Here is a 15,640-nt window from a genome sequence, read left to right as displayed (position 1 = left end):
GTACATGGTATTTACCTGGCATTCCTTAAAAGTTTAAAGGTAAAGTGATTAAGAAGGCGTAGTATAAGATATGATAGTTAAAACAGATTTTGCGCAGTGAGTAGCCGATCTGTTGCATCCAGTTACAAATGGTTTTTTTTGTTTGGCCAAAGGAGCCGAAGGTGTGATTAAAAAGAGATTAGGTCGAGAAGAAAGTCAGCAAGTAACAAGAGATAAATTATTCGACACTGCCACTGAGCTTATGGTGAGAAAAGGCTTTCACGCCGCCAGTGTCAACGCTATTTCCGAGGAGGCCGGTTTTTCGAAAGGGGCTTTTTTTTCAAACTTTTCAAGTAAGTCGGACTTGCTTCTGCAATTGACTCAGAGATTCAAGAGGGTTGAAATCGATCGATTGAGTATTACCCTGTCTTCGGGGTATTCATCGGAAGAGCTGACCCATGGGTTGAATGCCTATATTGACACGCTTAAAAATAATACCAGTTGTGCGATTCTTGATGCTGAACTGCAACTGATCGCCTTGCGCGATGAAGAGTTCTCAAAGCATTATTACGATCTGCATCAGGAAAATAGTGAGGCCTTGGGCAAGCTGATTACCATCATATTTAATCATGCAGGCAAGAAGCCTCCTTTGGCGTACGCCGCTCTTGCAAGGACCTTCACCGCTTTGTCGGAAGGTTTGATACTGCAAGGGCATAAAGATCCGGCCTCTGAGATAAAGCTGGTGTTGAATTCGCTTATCAAGACAGCAGAACCTTTATAGACCGCTGCCATTCTTGTGATGCATACGTTATTCGCATGTCCGAGGCTCAGACCTCGGGCTGGATGCGAAAAAGCCCCTCTGTGTTTTCATGGTGGTGGGGTATTGCCTGTATGGAGCAAAGTGCATCTATGCTGGATAAGTGCTAGCGGAAGAGATATGCGTCAAGCACACGATCACTCAGCACCGCAGCCCTTTGGTATCGATGCCGTGAACGGAGTCTGAAAAACGCGTTGAACTCATAAAGTCACGCCCGTAATATCCAGGCTCATCAGGCGCTACAATAGGGTCAGGGAATGGCTAATCTGTCGTGGCACATGTGCAACCCGCACGTCCCATAACAAATCCTCCTGCATTTCTTGTTGGGGGCAACTTCGGTAATTCGCTTTTCCTTCCTGAGTAAAAGACAGTAGATTTCACGTGACTTTTCGGAAGACAGCGCTATCTTGAGTTTTGCATGCACCTGAAATGATCTGCTGAGCATCGCAGGCTGTCTTTGTATTGTCTGTTTGGTGTCACAGGGGTAGCCGCTCTGTTTGCCTCGTATTTTGAGGTGGGAAGTCCATATATTCAAAAGGAACTGAATATGTTTGTTCGTAGTGTCATGATCGTCACTATTTGCGTGGCGGCAAGTTCACGGACCTTATTCTGGTCAGCGTTTTCAATCCCCCCTCGTAGGCACCGAGCGCCACTCTATAAACAATCAGAGTGCCTCTTCGTATTGAGTTCCGCAGTGGACTGGCTGTTCGGCGGGATCGGTCGTTTCGAACCAACGAGTAACAAGACGAAACGGGTTTGTTTCAAACCCGTTGAGTGAGGGTGGGGAGTTGATGATATGAAATTGTTCAGGCCGTTGCTTCAGAGGCCCGTAGCGTTGCTGTGGGGAGGGTTGGCGCTATCCTCAATTGGCGACGAACTCTTCGCGATTGCCATCGCCTGGATGGCGGTGCAGATCGCCGGTACTGATGCGAGCTGGCTCAGTGCTTTACGCGGCGCTGCTGCGTTGGCAGGCGCATTACTGGGTGGAATATGGGCGGAGCGTTGGGATCACCGTCGTACGATGATCGGCGCTGATCTGGCGCGGGCCGGGCTTGCCTTGATTCCGGTAATCGCCTGGGGGCTTGGCATCATGAGTCTCTGGATGCTGGCGGTGCCGCTCATGCTCATGATGATCGTCAACTCGCTCTTCGAGCCGGCGCTACGCGCCAGTCTGCCACGCATTGTCGCGGCGCCGGATCAGCTGCAATCGGTCAACGCGCTGTTCGATGCCATCATCCGGGTTGCCCGGGTGATTGGGCCGATGCTTGCCGCCGCGATTACGCTGCTGATACCGATCGAGCATCTTTTTACCCTGAACGGCATCACATTCCTGATCTCCGCCTGGGCGGTCATGAAGCTGGGTAAAGCGTTACCGCGCCAACCTGTCAAGGCGACAAGCCGACGTGCCGGTTTCACTGCCGGTTGGCGAAGCCTTGTGGGGCGCAGGCAGATGCAGGCGGTATATGTGTGTGCGGGACTGGGTAATGTTGCCTGGAGCGTGGGTATTTCAATCGGCATGGCGCTGGCCGTCGTCAAATACGATATCAAGGGTTTCGGTGTCCAGGATTTTGCTGCCTACGGCCTGATCATGGGTGCCTATGGGGCAGGGAACCTGATCTCCATTTTTATCGTGGGTAACCTGCAGATCCGCCGCTTGTATCACGGGTTTACCTTCGGCTCAGTGGTCAACGGCCTAGGCATTGCGACCATCGGTGCAGCCGTGATGTATCTGCCACCGGAGCATGTTTTGGCGGGGATGATGATCGGCGCAGGTCTTGCGGCACTCGGTGGGCCACTGATTGATATCTCATTCATTCTGCTCATTCAAACCAAGTTCAAGCAAAGCGAGATCGCCGGGCTGGCCAGGCTGCGCTTTGCGGCGCTGGGCGCGTCGATCCTGATAGCCGGTGCTTGCGGTGCTGCGCTGTATGCCCATTTTGAAACTGGTCTGGTTATTGTCGGTGCCGGGATTTTCGAGGTGATCGTGGGTGCGATTGTGCTGCTCATTCCGAAGGATAACGAAGCCGTACAGGCGAACAGGGAAGGAGGTGCTTCATCGTCCTCCTTGGCGGATGGCGGCGAGGTGGCCAGGATGATGTCTTTGTGACAGACGCTTGGGTAGTATCGCAATCCGAGTGTTTCGGCCCGGCACCGGCTGGCGCCAGACACAATCCGGGCGGCTACCTGTTTGATGTGGCGTTCATTCCGTATCTGGGCAGCCTGCATATCGGTCCGGTGCTTGGCTGTGCGGAGGGTGCCTATGATGATTGCATTGCAACATTTTCGAGGCGAGCCCAGTGCAACGGCACTGGCGTGACCTTCAGGTGATGGCGTCCCATCTGGATGTGAATTGGGATACGGCAATGCTCGCTTATGGAGATTTTGCGCTGGATCATCACCCATGTGATCCGGCCATAAATGGTTAGGCCCCGACCCGCATCTGGGCCTTGTCATCTTTTTGGCCATCAGTATTTCCTGTGAACCGCGAGGGGGCGAAAGAAAGTACGTTCGCAGAACCTCGCGGCTGATCTCGGTTGTTTTCAGAAACGGTGCTGAGTAATCCTCTCTAATAGTGGTGAGGCCGGGCGCACAGTGCTACGGCATGCATCACTCAGAAGCGGGCGCGGGCGGCGCTTACTCACCGAATTCCGATCTGACGATAGACTTTGCTTAGGGTTATCTCTGGGATTCCAAAGCCTCAGTAAAGCAGTCGAACAACTCCGGTCTTCAACCGGAATACAGTGCCAACTACGAAAATAGTGCGCATGGAATTTCAGTGCAGGCAACCTATCGGTACTAGACGCCACGACTCCCTTTCAGGGGAGCCCATTTTCAGAGAACGGGCAGGGACGCCTCGCTTCAGCTAGCATCTGCTTTCGACTGCGGATTCCACGAAATCCTCTCTGACGCCCTTTGCCCCACCACGCGATGGTGTCGTTCAGATTGGAATCAGCCAACACAATAAAGCCGGGCAACAGACCGGGCTTTGCGATGAGCGTGGAGCGCTTGTCAAATACCCACTTAAAGGATGAGTACATGAGCCGTACCGGCCATATCTGCCTGATGGCGACCTATAACAAATGGATGAACGCAAAGATCTATGGGGCGGCGGGGTGCTTGTCCGATGATGAGCTCTCAGCTGATAGAAAAGCGTTCTTCGGGTCGATTTTCGGGACGCTAAACCACGTGGTGGCCGGAGACACTGTGTGGCTAAAGCGATTCGCCAGGCATCCAGCGAATCATTCGGCATTGGAGCCGGTGAGGCAACTTGCTGATCCGAAAAGCCTCGACCAATTGTTGTTCTCTACGATTCGAGAACTCTCAGTCCATCGAGAGAGGCTTGATCAGATGATCGTCGAATGGGCTCACGCCATTACAGAGCACGATTTAGACCACACTCTCCATTATGCGAGCTTGAAGGGTGTAGTGTCCGACAAGGATTTTTACAGCGTGGTGATGCATTTTTTCAACCATCAGACCCATCACCGCGGCCAGCTGACTACGCTGCTTGCACAGGCAGGTGTCGACATAGGTGATACAGATTTGGTCGTCCTCATCCCATCCCGATCCAACGCATGAAAAAAAGCTCGATATCAGTATTCCGAATTCATAGCCCAAAAGGGCAATTCGGTTCGGATCGCACTGATTGCATCGCTATTGCCCTGGCTTAATCCACGACGAACAGCTGCGCACCGCTGCTGGTGAATGGCGCGGTCAATCTCGCGACTGCGCAGCGTCCGTGCTTGGAACCTTTCAGGAAACGTGTCATTCCAATTGCTCAGCCACCAACAGCAACGACTGCGGCACAGGACTTTGCGGGTGTTGCGGCTCCTGCAGGCCGGCCAGCCGAAAACCGGCCATGTCCAGCGCATTGAGCCAACTGGACAACGTGCGGAAGTACCACGGCATGGGTTGCCACTGCCCCTTGAACCCGGCGAAGGTTTCCTCCCGCCAACCATCCTGATAGTCGCCCGCCGCCGCGGTCCATGGATGCAGCGTCTGGATCACCAGCGCGCCACCAGGGGCGAGCAGGGCGTTCATGGCGGCGAGCAGAGGGATGATGTCCTGGTGCAACAGGGCGAAGTTGGCGCAGATCAGGTCGTAGTTGCTGCCGATGTCCACCTTCGCCTCCACCAACTCTTCATAGCTCGCCAAATACACCGACGAAGAGCCCGCCGCCCGCGCCGCCTCGACTAACGCGGCATCGCCATCCACACCGACCGCCTTGATGGCCCGTTCAGCCAGCGCACGCAACAGCCAGCCCTCGCCGCAGCCCAGGTCGAGCACACGCTCGGGTTGGCGGCCTAGTACCGCCAGCACGATTGCCTGGTCGGTGACCTTGAGGCGGCTTTCGATAGAGCCGGTGCGGATAGCCTTGATCCAGGATTGGGCATTGTGGTGCCAGCTCTGGAGAAGGGTGGATTCGGGAGCGGGCATTTCGATGTCCGGAGTTATTGGGTTGATGGAAGGATAGGACAGGTGGAGCAGAGCTTCCCGATAACGCTTTACAACGCGACGGGTGTCCGGTTTTTTTAGATATTTTTTTCTAGAGACGGGGCGAGGCTTATCGTCTCATGCGTACGTTTTGGCGCCAGCAACCGTTCGATGGCGCCACTCACCATGTTTTCCAGCAGATTATCGCGCTCTTGTTCATCCAGCGAATAGTGCGTCAGCCAGCTGGGCGCGCTGTTGAGCAAGGCGGCAATGGCATGACCGGCGGCCAACAGGCCCTGTTCACTGAATCGGAGTCGGACGCCGAGCATCAGCAGCAACTTGCGTTCGTACTGCTCGCGCAGTTGCCGGACCCGTGCCTGCTGCTCTTCATTCAGGCAGCCGCTGTCGCGCTCCACCAGGCGAAAATGCCAAGGCATTTCCTGATGCAGATTCAGGTGCGCGCGGATCAATTGGTTGAGTCTGTCGCGTTTTGCCGGGGCCGCTTGTTCAATGCGCCCCAGGGTGGCCAGCAGCTCTTCGTAGAACTCCTCGATCAAATCGAGCAGCAAGTGCTGCTTGCTGGGGTAATGGTAATACAACGAGCCCGGAGCGAGCCCCAGGCAGGTCGCGAGCTCACGCATGCCGACCTGACCGAAACCCTTGCTGGCAAAGAGCACCAGCACCTTGTCCCGGTATTCGGCGAAGCGTGAGCAACGCTCAGGCATAGGCATGGAAGCCGCGCCCCGTTTTGCGTCCCAGGTAACCGGCGGCGACCATTTCCTTGAGCAGTGGAGCGGGGCGGTACTTGCTGTCGTTGAAGCCGTCGTAGAAGGCTTCAAGGATTGCCAGCACGGTGTCCAGGCCGATCAGGTCCGCCAGTGCCAGCGGGCCGATCGGCTGGTTGCAGCCCAGACGCATGCCGGCGTCGATGTCTTCGGCGCTGGCCAGGCCTTCCTGAAACACCAGGATCGCTTCATTGATCATCGGCACCAGAATCCGGTTCACCACGAAACCCGGACGGTTGCCCGCGGTGATTGCGGTTTTGCCGAGTGTGGTCGCCATGTCCAGCGCCAAGGCGTGGGTGGCATCGCTGGTTTGCAGGCCGCGAATCACTTCGATCAGGCCCATCACCGGCACCGGGTTGAAGAAATGCAGGCCGATGAAGCGCTCAGGCTGGCTGACACTGGCGGCGAGTTGGGTAATGGACAGCGATGAGGTGTTCGAGGCGATCACACAGTCGGCGCTGATCTGCGCGGCGATTTGTTGCAGCACGCGCAGTTTCAGGTCCAGGTTTTCGGTGGCGGCCTCGATCACCAGCTGCACGTTTTGCAGGCTGTTGTAATCGGTACGGGTGCGAATCTTGTCGAGGGCCGCGAGCTTTTGCTCGTGCGTCAGCGTGTTTTTGGCGATCTGCCGATCGAGGTTTTTATCGACGGTCGCGATTGCCTTTTGCAAGGCACTCTCGCAAATGTCGATCAAGGTCACGTTGAAGCCGGCCAGGGCGCAGACTTGCGCGATGCCATTGCCCATGGTACCGGCGCCGATGACGCCAATGTTCTGAAGATTCATGCGCATGTCCTTATCAAACCCGTTCGAACAACACGGCAATGCCTTGGCCGCCGCCGATGCACATGGTTGCCAGGGCATAACGGCCTTGGCAGCGATGCAGTTCGTGAATGGCTTTGGTGGCGATGATCGCGCCAGTGGCGCCCACCGGATGGCCCAGCGAGATGCCCGAACCGTTGGGGTTGACCTTCTGCGGATCGAAGCCCAGTTCTTGCGCTACGGCACAAGCCTGGGCGGCGAAGGCTTCGTTGGACTCGATCACATCAAGGTCGGCAACGGTCAGACCGGCGCGCTTGAGCACCAGGCGGGTGGCGGGAATCGGTCCCAGCCCCATCATTGAAGGTTCAACGCCTGCGTGGGCATAACCCACCAGTCGAGCCATAGGCTTGAGGCCTTGTTCCTGAACAGTTTGGCCCGTGGCCATGATCAGCGCGCCGGCACCATCATTGAGGCCGGATGCGTTGCCGGCGGTGACGCTACCGTCCTTTTTGAAGGCGGGTTTCATGCGGCCCAATTGCTCGGCGTTGACCTCAGCCCGTACATGCTCATCCGTCGCAAACGATACCGTCCCTTTGCGGGTCGCTACTTCGATCGGCACGATCTGCCCGGCAAAACGCCCTTCGGCAATCGCCCGGGCAGCACGCTGCTGGCTGAGAAGCGCCAATTCATCCTGGGTCTGACGTGTGATGCCATAGTGCTCGGCGATATTTTCAGCGGTGATACCCATGTGGAAACCGGCAAACGGGTCTTGCAGTGCCCCAAGCATGTAGTCGATGGCCTGCATGTCGCCCATTCGTGCGCCCCAGCGCGCCTGCGGCAACAAGTACGCGCCTCGGCTCATGGACTCGACGCCACCTGCCAGCGCAGCGCCCGCATCCCCCAGCATCAAACTTTGCGCGGCACTGACAATCGCCTGCAAACCCGAACCACAAAGACGGTTGACGTTGAAGGCGGGAGTCTCTTTCGTCAGGCCGGCATTCATCGCTACGACCCGGGAGATGTAGGCATCACGCGCCTCGGTCGGGATCACATGTCCCATCACCGCATGGCCGATGTGTTCGGGCGCCAGGCCTGAGCGTTCGATAGCGGCGCGGCAAACGTCGGTTGCCAACTGAATAGGCGGCACATCCTTGAGTGAACCGCCAAAGCTGCCGATGGCAGAACGGACGGCGCTCACTACAAAAATATCGGAATGGTTCATGTTGGCTCTCTGAATAGGTCTTTTTTGTTGGGCACGAGTCTAGAATCAGCAGCGCCACAGGCCTATGCCAAAACTGTTCAAGGGTGATGGCGTTTTTTGCCATATTCAGATGTGACGAGAGAGGCATTCAAATGCGGGAAACGGATTCGGTGGCGGTTTACTTCATGTACCCCATGATCCATGCGCTACGTGAAGAACCGCAGCGTCTGCGGGCAGTACTTGAACAGGTGGGAATTGATCCGGCGCTGATAGATCAGCCGACGGCACGGGTGCCGGCCACGGCTTTCGCCGCGTTGTGGCTGGTGCAGATTCGTGAGTTGAACGACGAATTTTTCCAGTTGGACTCCCATGGTATGCCGCCGGGCAGTTTTGCCTTGATCTGTCGGGCATTGATTCAGGAGCCGACGCTGGAAAAAGCCATGCGTCAGTGCCTGGCCAATTTCGCCCTGTTCCTGCGTGATTTTCGCGGCACGTTGAGTGTGCGTGGCAAGCGCGCGGTCATCAGCTTGCAGGCCTGTTCGCAGAACAGCGAGATCAGCCGGTTGGGCGAAGAAACGTTTCTGGTGTTGATGATCAGCCTGCTGTGCTGGCTGGGCGGGCGGCGCATTTCGATCGATCGAGCGGACTTTCGTCATCAGCGTTTGTCGCTGCGTGATGATGCCATGCTCTGGGGCCCCAACCTGACCTTTGGCACCGAACGCACCGAAATCGAGTTCGCCAGTCACTACCTGCGGCTGCCGATGATTCAAGACCTCGCCTCGCTGAAAGTGTTTTTACGCACCGCACCGCAATGGCTGGTGATCCGTTTCCGCAACCAGCATGGGCTGACGTCGCAGGTTCATCAGCGCCTGCGCCACAGCCATTACAGCGAATGGCCAACCTTGCAGGCCTTCGCCCTGGAGCAGCACCTGAGCCCCAGCACCTTTCGCCGCAAACTGGGACGTGAAGGCTGTTCGTATCAGGAAATCAAGGATGAAGTACGGCGCGTGGTGGCGTTTGAACGGTTGCGCCAGAGCAAGGCGAGCATCAGCGATATTGCTGAACAATTGGGATTTCAGGAGCCGAGTGCGTTTCATCGGGCATTCAAGAAGTGGACGGGGGAGAGCCCGGGACGGTATCGGGCGCGGTTTCAGGAGGGTTCTGAATGAGTCAATGGTTGGCACCGGGGATCGCATAGCCAGTTCTCCCCCAGTCGATTGTTGCGTCCTGATCGCGCAGATCGCCGCAGATTGAGTTGAACTCGTCGTGCGGCTGCTTAGGCGAGCACATGCGACTGGCTTTGCAGCTCTCGTTCAAGAAAATCGATGAACGCGCGCACCTTCGCATTCAAAGCCGATCGCTCGGTGACGCAGGCATAGATGTGCATCGGTTCAGGCTCTGCGCAAGCTGCATTGCGACTGCCCGGCTCGAACAATGGCAGTAGTCGGCCGCTGTCGATCAATGGCTGAGCGACGAAGCTGGCGAGGCGTGCGATCCCGCCGCCGTTTACAGCAATCTGCGCGATCGTATCAATGTCATCGCAGATGAAGCCCGGATTGACTTTGGCTTCGAAACGGCTGCCATTGAGTACAAAGGTCCAGGGCAGAAAACGACCATCAGTTGGGTATCGAAAGACAAGGCAAGTGTGTTGCTTCAGCTCCTCAGGTGTTGTCGGCATGCCCGCGCGGTCGAGATACGCGGATGACGCGCAGAACACGAAAGGACGCGAGGCGATACGCCGGGCAATGAGCTGATCGCTCAGCTGCGCTTCAATGCGGATGCTGACGTCGACGCCCTCCAGCCGATGATCGACGCTGCGATCCGTACTGATCAGTTCGATGTTGATGCGCGGGTAGGCGTCCTTGAATGCGGGCATTAATGGCGCGAGTACATGCCGACCAAATGCCACGGTGGTGGCGATGCAAAGCGGCCCATGCGGTTTGGTTTCGACAGTGGCAGCTTGCGAGGCGAGATCAATATCGCCCGGAATGTGGCGCACCTTCTCGAAATAGCGAGTGCCGCTTTCGGTGAGCGCCATGCTCCGGGTCGTACGAGAGAGCAGGCGCACGCCCAAGTGGGCTTCGAGCCGCGTGATGCTCTGGCTGACCGCCGCGGCGCTCATGCCTTGGGCACGGGCCGCCGCCGCGATGCTGCCGTTTTCTACCACACGGATATAGGTATTGATCAAACCAAGAATATCCATCGGGTCCCTGTGCTCGATTCGTTGATTTTTCTTAAGAATGATTCAAGCGTAACGCGTCTACCGGCGTGTTCGGCAGCTTGCTAGGTTAGCCGCTCTCGCCACTCAAGATCGACAAGGCTCAAATCGATGACCGATAGAACAGCTAGAAATACCGCACGTTTTCGCTTGCCTAAACACGCGACGCCTTACGTCTTTGCGCTTTACATGGCCACCATCATGGCGTTTCTCATGTGTCTCGTCATCACAATCGCTGAATTCGGAATAGATGAACATTACATGGAAAATGTGATGAATGCGTACCAGGTGGCCATGCCTTCGGCATTCGTCTGCGTGCTCATCGTGCGTCCGTTCGTTGCCCGACTGGTGGCGTGGACCGTGCAAGCCCACTGAGAGAAAAAGTGGGGAACGCGCAGTGATCGTATGACCATGGTTGAACCAGTTGTCGTCGTCATACCGGGAAAATTGAAGGGCTATCGGCCAGCATTTTCCGTGTCTCTTGCGGGATATGGGCCCACATGTCTTTGAGACAGACGGCCATTTTTCAGATTGACAGGGTGGCAGGGGACTCGATATAAAAAGCCAAGTTGTACGACGACAGACAATTCGTCGGCAATCATCACCCTAATCCAACAATAAAGTGATGCCATGAATCTGAACGAGCCCATCAATGCTCAGCGAGTCGGCCAGGCCGTCGGCAAATATCGCTGGACGATCTGCGCGCTGTTGTTTTTTGCCACCACCGTCAATTACCTCGACCGCCAGGTATTGAGTCTGTTGGCGCCGGACCTATCGACGCAATTTGGCTGGAGTAATAGCGATTACGCCAACATCGCGTCGGTCTTTCAGTTTGTCTACGCGATTTCCATGCTGTTTGCCGGCCGGGTGGTCGACAAGATCGGCACCAAGACAGCCTATGTGGTAGCGATCGGCATCTGGTCGACCGGCGCGATCATGCACGCCTTTGCGGTGCCGATGGGTGAGGGGATTGGTGCTGTGTTCAGCGCGTTCGGCATTGCCATGATTCCGGTTTCGATCGCAGGTTTCATGGTGTCGCGCGCCGTGCTGGCGATAGGCGAAGCGGGCAACTTTCCGATCGCAATCAAGGCCACCGCAGAATACTTCCCGAAGAAGGAGCGTTCCTTTGCCACCGGCATTTTTAATTCCGGTGCCAATGTGGGTGCGATCCTGGCGCCGATCTGCGTGCCGCTGATCGCCAGCCTATGGGGCTGGGAAGCGGCTTTCATCGTGATCGGTATGTTGGGCTTCGTTTGGGTGGGCGTATGGATTGCGCTGTACGAGAAGCCGGAGCAGCAAAAACGCCTCTCGGCGCAGGAACTGGCCTACATCCGCAGCGACCAGGTCGTACAGGTGGTCACCCGCCCGATACCGGGTGTCGCCGATAAGAAAGTGTCGTGGTTCAAATTGCTGACCTACCGTCAGACTTGGGCTTTTGCTTTCGGTAAATTCATGACCGACGGTGTGTGGTGGTTCTTCCTGTTCTGGCTTCCCACCTATCTATCGGCGCAATACGGCATGAAAGGCCAGGCCATCGTGATGCCGCTGGCCGTGTTGTACAGCATGACCATGGTCGGCAGTATCGGCGGCGGCTGGTTCCCCAGCTATTTCATGTCACGCGGCGATGCGCCGTATGACGGTCGCATGAAAGCCATGCTGGTGATCGCTTTCTTCCCGCTGCTGGTGTTACTGGCGCAGCCATTGGGTTACATCAGTTTCTGGGTGCCGGTGCTGCTGATTGGCGTGGGCGCGTCGGCGCACCAGGCATGGTCGTGCAACATTTTCACCACCGTGTCGGACATGTTTCCGCAAAAATCCATCGCTTCGGTGGTCGGTATTGGCGGTTTGGCCGGCGGCTTGGGCGGCGTAGTGATGACCAAGATCGGTGGTTGGGTAATCGATCACTACAAACTGATCGGTGATATTCATACCGGCTACATGATCATGTTTGCCATCTGTGCGTTGGCCTATCTGGTGGCATGGAGCGTCATGAAGGCGCTGGTACCTCGCCATAAGGAGATCACCGATCTGTAATCGGCTGGCACCCGACGAAGTACCGGCTGTCGGTGCCGACCATCGGATTGCCATAAGCGAAGGAGGGCGCACGACGAAGGCGGCACGTGCTTGTGAATCCTCTATTTGGCCGGTAACCCTGAACCAGAAACCTCTCTCCAGCCCGCGATAACGGCAACATCATGTCGTAGAGCCTCCTGGCCTCGAAGTCGTCAATATCCTGCGCTCCTCATCGCTGGGGCGTTGCAGGGGGTTGAGGCGATCCGGCCAATTGCTCCACGCAGTCGTTCGGCATGATCTAAGCTGCAAAAGATGGTTTTTGCGAGCAGGGGTTTCAATGCGAAGCACACCTGAAAACAGCCTGAAAAATGCGTTGAAAGCCTGTAGAGACAGCTTTGTTTCTGTTGGTTTTTTCAGCCTTTTCATCAACGCGCTAATGCTCGTTCCTACCTTCTATATGCTTCAGGTGTATGGGCGAGTTATAACCAGCGGAAGTCTGACGACCCTGGCAATGCTGACGCTGATCATGACCGGCTTGGTGGTCACGCTCGGCTCCCTGGAATGGGTTCGTTCGCGCATCATGGTTCGGGTCAGTACCCGGCTGGATGTGTTGCTCAGTCGCCAAGTCTATAAGGCCAGCTTCAAACGGGCTCTGGACAGTGGCGGCATGGATGCTTCGGCCCAGTCGCTCAACGACTTGACGGGCTTGAGGCAGTTTCTCTCCGGTCCAGGATTGTTCGCCTTTTTCGATGCGCCCTGGTTGCCTATCTATGTCGCTGTGATGTTCATGTTTCATCCCTGGTTTGGTTGGGTAGCGACGGGCAGTGCGCTGTTGCTGTTATTGCTCGCGTTTATCAATGAGAGGCTGACGGGGCCGACACTGGCCCAGGCTAACAAGGAACATATTGGCGCGACGCTCTATACCACGAAAAATCTGCGCAACGCTGAAGTCATCGAGTCCATGGGCATGCTTGAAACCCTCATGGACCGTTGGGGACATCGTCAAAGAAATGTCCTGTTGCTGCAGGCACAGGCGAGCGATAGAGGTGCCGTGATCAGCACGCTTTCCAGGACTTTCCGGATCCTGGTGCAGTCACTGATCCTTGGTCTGGGGGCGTATCTGGCCGTGGATCATCAGGTAGGGGCAGGCCTGGTGTTTGCCGGGTCCGTGCTGCTAGGGCGCGCATTGGCCCCCATCGATCTGATCATCGGCAGCTGGCGGGGCTTTATTGCGGCCCGCTCGCAATACCGCCGTCTCAACGACATCCTCGACAAACAACAGGCTCAGCCCGAGCGTATGTCATTGCCTGCGCCTCAGGGGCACGTGCAGGTGGAGAGTTTGGTCGTCGCGGCACCTGGTTCGAAAACCCCGATCATCAACAACATAAGTTTCAGCGTACCTGCCGGCTGCGTTGTCGGAATCATCGGTCCAAGTGCAGCGGGCAAGTCCACCCTGGCCAGGGCACTGATGGGGGTATGGGTGCCGCTGCATGGCGTGGTCCGGCTCGATGGCGCGGACATCAGTGCGTGGGACAAGCAGGAACTTGGGCCGCATATAGGTTACTTGCCCCAGGACATTGAATTATTCGAAGGCAGCATCAGCGAGAACATTGCCCGCTTCGCCGAGGTCGACTCGGCGAAAGTCATTCTGGCTGCCAGGACCGCTGGCGTTCACGAAATGATTTTGCAGTTGCCCGATGGCTACGACACCGTCATTGGCAGCGAGGGCCTCATGCTGTCGGGAGGGCAGCGCCAGCGCATCGGACTGGCCCGTGCCCTGTATGGCAACCCGCGGCTGATTATTCTCGACGAGCCCAATTCCAATCTTGACGAAGTCGGTGATCGCGCACTGGTGGCAGCCATCCAGCAGCTCAAGCAGAACGGCGCGACCCTGTTTGTCATTACCCACCGAACCAACATCGTGTCGCAGCTTGACCGGCTCATGGTGATGAGCGCAGGGGTTATCAGTCTCTATGGGCCACGCGAACAGGTGCTCGCCGAACTCGCGCAGAAACAGCAGGCACAAAAGCACGCTATGTCGGCAGGCGCCAGCATGGCTTCGGTCAAAACCAGCAAGGGCGATGCCGATGAACCCTACGATGCCCAGTCGTCAAATTGAAAGCTTCGCCGGCCTGCCGATATCTGATCGTAAAGCACGCCGCCTGGGCATTGGTATTGTCGGGGTGACCTTCGGCCTGTTCGGCACCTGGGCGGCGCTCGCGCCCCTCGACGGTGCCGCTTACGCGCCGGGGGTGGTCACCGTGCAGACTTACCGCAAAACGGTCCAGCATCCTGAAGGGGGCATCGTCAAAGAGGTACTGGTCCATGACGGTGACATCGTCAAGCGTGGTGATCCGCTGATCATTCTTGATGATGCCCAGTTGCGCTTCGAATACGAGATGACCCGAGGCCAGCTGGTCGCGACCAGAGCCATGGAGGCAAGACTCAGAGCCGAGCGCGACACACTGTCGGCGATCAGCTTTGGGGAGATAGCCGATCCGGACAGTCTGCGAGGAGTGGAGGCGCGTCAGGGCGAGACTCAGGTATTCAACGCCAGGCAAGGCTCGCGTCTGGGCCAGATGGCGGTGTTACGCGAGCGCATCGGGCAGTTGAGTCAACAGATCAAGGGACTGGAATCGATGATTGGTGCCAAGGTTCATCTGGAGAAATCCTACAGCGGTGAAATCGATGAATTGACCGACCTGCTCAAGCAAGGGTTCGTTGACAAACAACGCCTGCTCGAGCAGGAACGCAAGCTGGGGATGCTCAGGTCGGAGGTGGCTGATCACCGTTCCGCTATCAACAGGACTCGTCTGCAGATCAACGAAACACAGCTGCAGATTCTGCAAGTCGACAAGGATTTCAATACCGAAGTGGTCAAGGAGCTGGCCGAGGTTCAGACGAAGATGTACGACCTGCAAGAGAAAACCTCGTCCCTGGAAGACCGGCTCCGTCGTATCGTCATCCGCGCACCCGACGCGGGCATGGTGATTGGCATGACGGTGCATACCATTGGTGGTGTGGTGAGCCCGGCGACGCCGCTGCTGGATATCGTTCCCTCGGTTTCCGAGCTGGTCATAGAGGCCCAGGTCGCGCCGGTGGATATTGATCGTATCGCCATCGGCAAGCGTGCCGATATCCGTTTCGGCGCATTCAATAGTGCGACCACGCCGGTGATCGAAGGCGAGGTCAGCAGTGTCTCGGCGGACCGGCTGACCAACGAAAAGACCGGGACGGCCTATTACCTGGCGCGGGTGCGGGTAACCGAGAAGGGAGTGCACACCTTGGGTGAGCGCAAATTACTGCCGGGGATGCCCGCGGATGTGTTGATCATCACGGGGCAACGTACGCTGTTGCAATACCTGATGCAGCCGGCTCGCAATGCCATCGCTCAATCGATGATCGAGGAATGATCGTGCGAGTACCTGCATCT

The 15,640-nt window shown here is 56.8% G+C and carries 14 protein-coding genes and 1 pseudogene; 10 read left to right on the top strand and 5 right to left on the bottom strand.

What is annotated here, in order from left to right; genetic code table 11:
* The first annotated feature begins 163 nt into the window (after positions 1 to 163).
* The 5 genes and pseudogenes from BK662_RS16530 (at position 164) to BK662_RS16505 (ending at position 4,375) form a co-directional block, all read left to right on the top strand.
* On the top strand, positions 164 to 760 hold the full coding sequence (locus tag BK662_RS16530; protein ID WP_123358954.1) for a TetR/AcrR family transcriptional regulator: 597 nt from the start codon (positions 164 to 166) through the stop codon (positions 758 to 760).
* Between the two features lie 832 nt (positions 761 to 1,592).
* Entirely contained in the window at positions 1,593 to 2,903 is a 1,311-nt protein-coding gene (locus BK662_RS16520; RefSeq protein ID WP_123358953.1) for an MFS transporter, read from the top strand.
* Positions 2,904 to 3,063: 160 nt separating this feature from the next.
* Positions 3,064 to 3,222, top strand: coding sequence for a hypothetical protein (locus BK662_RS35885; RefSeq protein WP_375539003.1), 159 nt, complete (start codon positions 3,064 to 3,066; stop codon positions 3,220 to 3,222).
* A gap of 200 nt (positions 3,223 to 3,422) precedes the next feature.
* A pseudogene (locus BK662_RS35330) lies at positions 3,423 to 3,596 on the top strand (outer membrane protein transport protein); the annotation flags it as partial.
* A gap of 236 nt (positions 3,597 to 3,832) precedes the next feature.
* Positions 3,833 to 4,375 carry a DinB family protein gene (locus tag BK662_RS16505; protein ID WP_123358952.1) on the top strand — a complete coding sequence of 181 codons (543 nt, stop codon included), beginning with the start codon at positions 3,833 to 3,835 and terminating at the stop codon, positions 4,373 to 4,375.
* 186 nt (positions 4,376 to 4,561) lie between these two features.
* Here the strand turns inward: BK662_RS16505 and BK662_RS16500 are convergent, their stop codons facing one another.
* The 4 genes from BK662_RS16500 to BK662_RS16485 form a co-directional block, all read right to left on the bottom strand.
* On the bottom strand, positions 4,562 to 5,233 hold the full coding sequence (locus BK662_RS16500) for a class I SAM-dependent methyltransferase (protein WP_123358951.1): 672 nt from the start codon (positions 5,231 to 5,233) through the stop codon (positions 4,562 to 4,564).
* A 95-nt stretch (positions 5,234 to 5,328) separates the two neighbouring features.
* A complete protein-coding gene (locus tag BK662_RS16495) occupies positions 5,329 to 5,961 on the bottom strand; it encodes a TetR/AcrR family transcriptional regulator (RefSeq protein ID WP_123358950.1) in 633 nt (210 codons plus the stop codon).
* Positions 5,948 to 6,799, bottom strand: coding sequence for a 3-hydroxybutyryl-CoA dehydrogenase (locus BK662_RS16490; protein ID WP_123358949.1), 852 nt, complete (start codon positions 6,797 to 6,799; stop codon positions 5,948 to 5,950). Before BK662_RS16490 ends, BK662_RS16495 begins: the two co-directional genes overlap by 14 nt.
* A 13-nt stretch (positions 6,800 to 6,812) precedes the next feature.
* Positions 6,813 to 7,997: an acetyl-CoA C-acyltransferase family protein gene (locus tag BK662_RS16485; RefSeq protein WP_123358948.1), complete on the bottom strand. Its 1,185-nt coding sequence runs from the start codon at positions 7,995 to 7,997 to the stop codon at positions 6,813 to 6,815.
* Positions 7,998 to 8,128: 131 nt separating this feature from the next.
* Here BK662_RS16485 and BK662_RS16480 point away from each other — a divergent pair, with 131 nt between their 5' ends.
* Positions 8,129 to 9,145, top strand: coding sequence for an AraC family transcriptional regulator (locus BK662_RS16480; RefSeq protein ID WP_123358947.1), 1,017 nt, complete (start codon positions 8,129 to 8,131; stop codon positions 9,143 to 9,145).
* Between the two features lie 107 nt (positions 9,146 to 9,252).
* On the opposite strand, the gene BK662_RS16475 is transcribed toward BK662_RS16480, so the two are convergent.
* Positions 9,253 to 10,179, bottom strand: a complete 927-nt coding sequence (locus BK662_RS16475) for a LysR family transcriptional regulator (RefSeq protein ID WP_123358946.1) — start codon at positions 10,177 to 10,179, stop codon at positions 9,253 to 9,255.
* A gap of 126 nt (positions 10,180 to 10,305) precedes the next feature.
* Here BK662_RS16475 and BK662_RS16470 point away from each other — a divergent pair, with 126 nt between their 5' ends.
* The 4 genes from BK662_RS16470 to BK662_RS16455 all read left to right on the top strand — a co-directional run bounded on the left by BK662_RS16470 (position 10,306) and on the right by BK662_RS16455 (position 15,620).
* Positions 10,306 to 10,569, top strand: coding sequence for a DUF2798 domain-containing protein (locus BK662_RS16470; RefSeq protein WP_123358945.1), 264 nt, complete (start codon positions 10,306 to 10,308; stop codon positions 10,567 to 10,569).
* Positions 10,570 to 10,824: 255 nt separating this feature from the next.
* Entirely contained in the window at positions 10,825 to 12,228 is a 1,404-nt protein-coding gene (locus BK662_RS16465; RefSeq protein ID WP_123358944.1) for an MFS transporter, read from the top strand.
* 316 nt (positions 12,229 to 12,544) lie between these two features.
* The gene (locus tag BK662_RS16460) at positions 12,545 to 14,326 is read left to right on the top strand and encodes a type I secretion system permease/ATPase (RefSeq protein WP_123358943.1); all 1,782 of its coding nucleotides are present in this window, start codon (positions 12,545 to 12,547) and stop codon (positions 14,324 to 14,326) included.
* Complete coding sequence (locus BK662_RS16455; RefSeq protein ID WP_123358942.1) at positions 14,307 to 15,620, top strand: HlyD family type I secretion periplasmic adaptor subunit; 1,314 nt, start codon at positions 14,307 to 14,309, stop codon at positions 15,618 to 15,620. The genes BK662_RS16460 and BK662_RS16455 overlap by 20 nt, the downstream gene beginning before the upstream one ends.
* Positions 15,621 to 15,640 lie beyond the last annotated feature (20 nt).

It is taken from the genome of Pseudomonas frederiksbergensis, from assembly GCF_003732275.1.
GTDB lineage: Bacteria > Pseudomonadota > Gammaproteobacteria > Pseudomonadales > Pseudomonadaceae > Aquipseudomonas > Aquipseudomonas frederiksbergensis_H.
This window is presented reverse-complemented; position numbering and strand designations above follow the sequence as displayed.

Excerpts from the sequence above, each read along its gene's own strand:
- BK662_RS16520 (WP_123358953.1), top strand. The coding sequence starts at position 1,593 with ATGAAATTGTTCAGGCCGTTGCTTCAGAGGCCCGTAGCGTTGCTGTGG.
- BK662_RS16505 (WP_123358952.1), top strand. The coding sequence starts at position 3,833 with ATGAGCCGTACCGGCCATATCTGCCTGATGGCGACCTATAACAAATGG.
- BK662_RS16500 (WP_123358951.1), bottom strand. The coding sequence starts at position 5,233 with ATGCCCGCTCCCGAATCCACCCTTCTCCAGAGCTGGCACCACAATGCC.
- BK662_RS16495 (WP_123358950.1), bottom strand. The coding sequence starts at position 5,961 with ATGCCTATGCCTGAGCGTTGCTCACGCTTCGCCGAATACCGGGACAAG.
- BK662_RS16490 (WP_123358949.1), bottom strand. The coding sequence starts at position 6,799 with ATGAATCTTCAGAACATTGGCGTCATCGGCGCCGGTACCATGGGCAAT.
- BK662_RS16485 (WP_123358948.1), bottom strand. The coding sequence starts at position 7,997 with ATGAACCATTCCGATATTTTTGTAGTGAGCGCCGTCCGTTCTGCCATC.
- BK662_RS16480 (WP_123358947.1), top strand. The coding sequence starts at position 8,129 with ATGCGGGAAACGGATTCGGTGGCGGTTTACTTCATGTACCCCATGATC.
- BK662_RS16475 (WP_123358946.1), bottom strand. The coding sequence starts at position 10,179 with ATGGATATTCTTGGTTTGATCAATACCTATATCCGTGTGGTAGAAAAC.
- BK662_RS16470 (WP_123358945.1), top strand. The coding sequence starts at position 10,306 with ATGACCGATAGAACAGCTAGAAATACCGCACGTTTTCGCTTGCCTAAA.
- BK662_RS16465 (WP_123358944.1), top strand. The coding sequence starts at position 10,825 with ATGAATCTGAACGAGCCCATCAATGCTCAGCGAGTCGGCCAGGCCGTC.
- BK662_RS16460 (WP_123358943.1), top strand. The coding sequence starts at position 12,545 with ATGCGAAGCACACCTGAAAACAGCCTGAAAAATGCGTTGAAAGCCTGT.
- BK662_RS16455 (WP_123358942.1), top strand. The coding sequence starts at position 14,307 with ATGCCCAGTCGTCAAATTGAAAGCTTCGCCGGCCTGCCGATATCTGAT.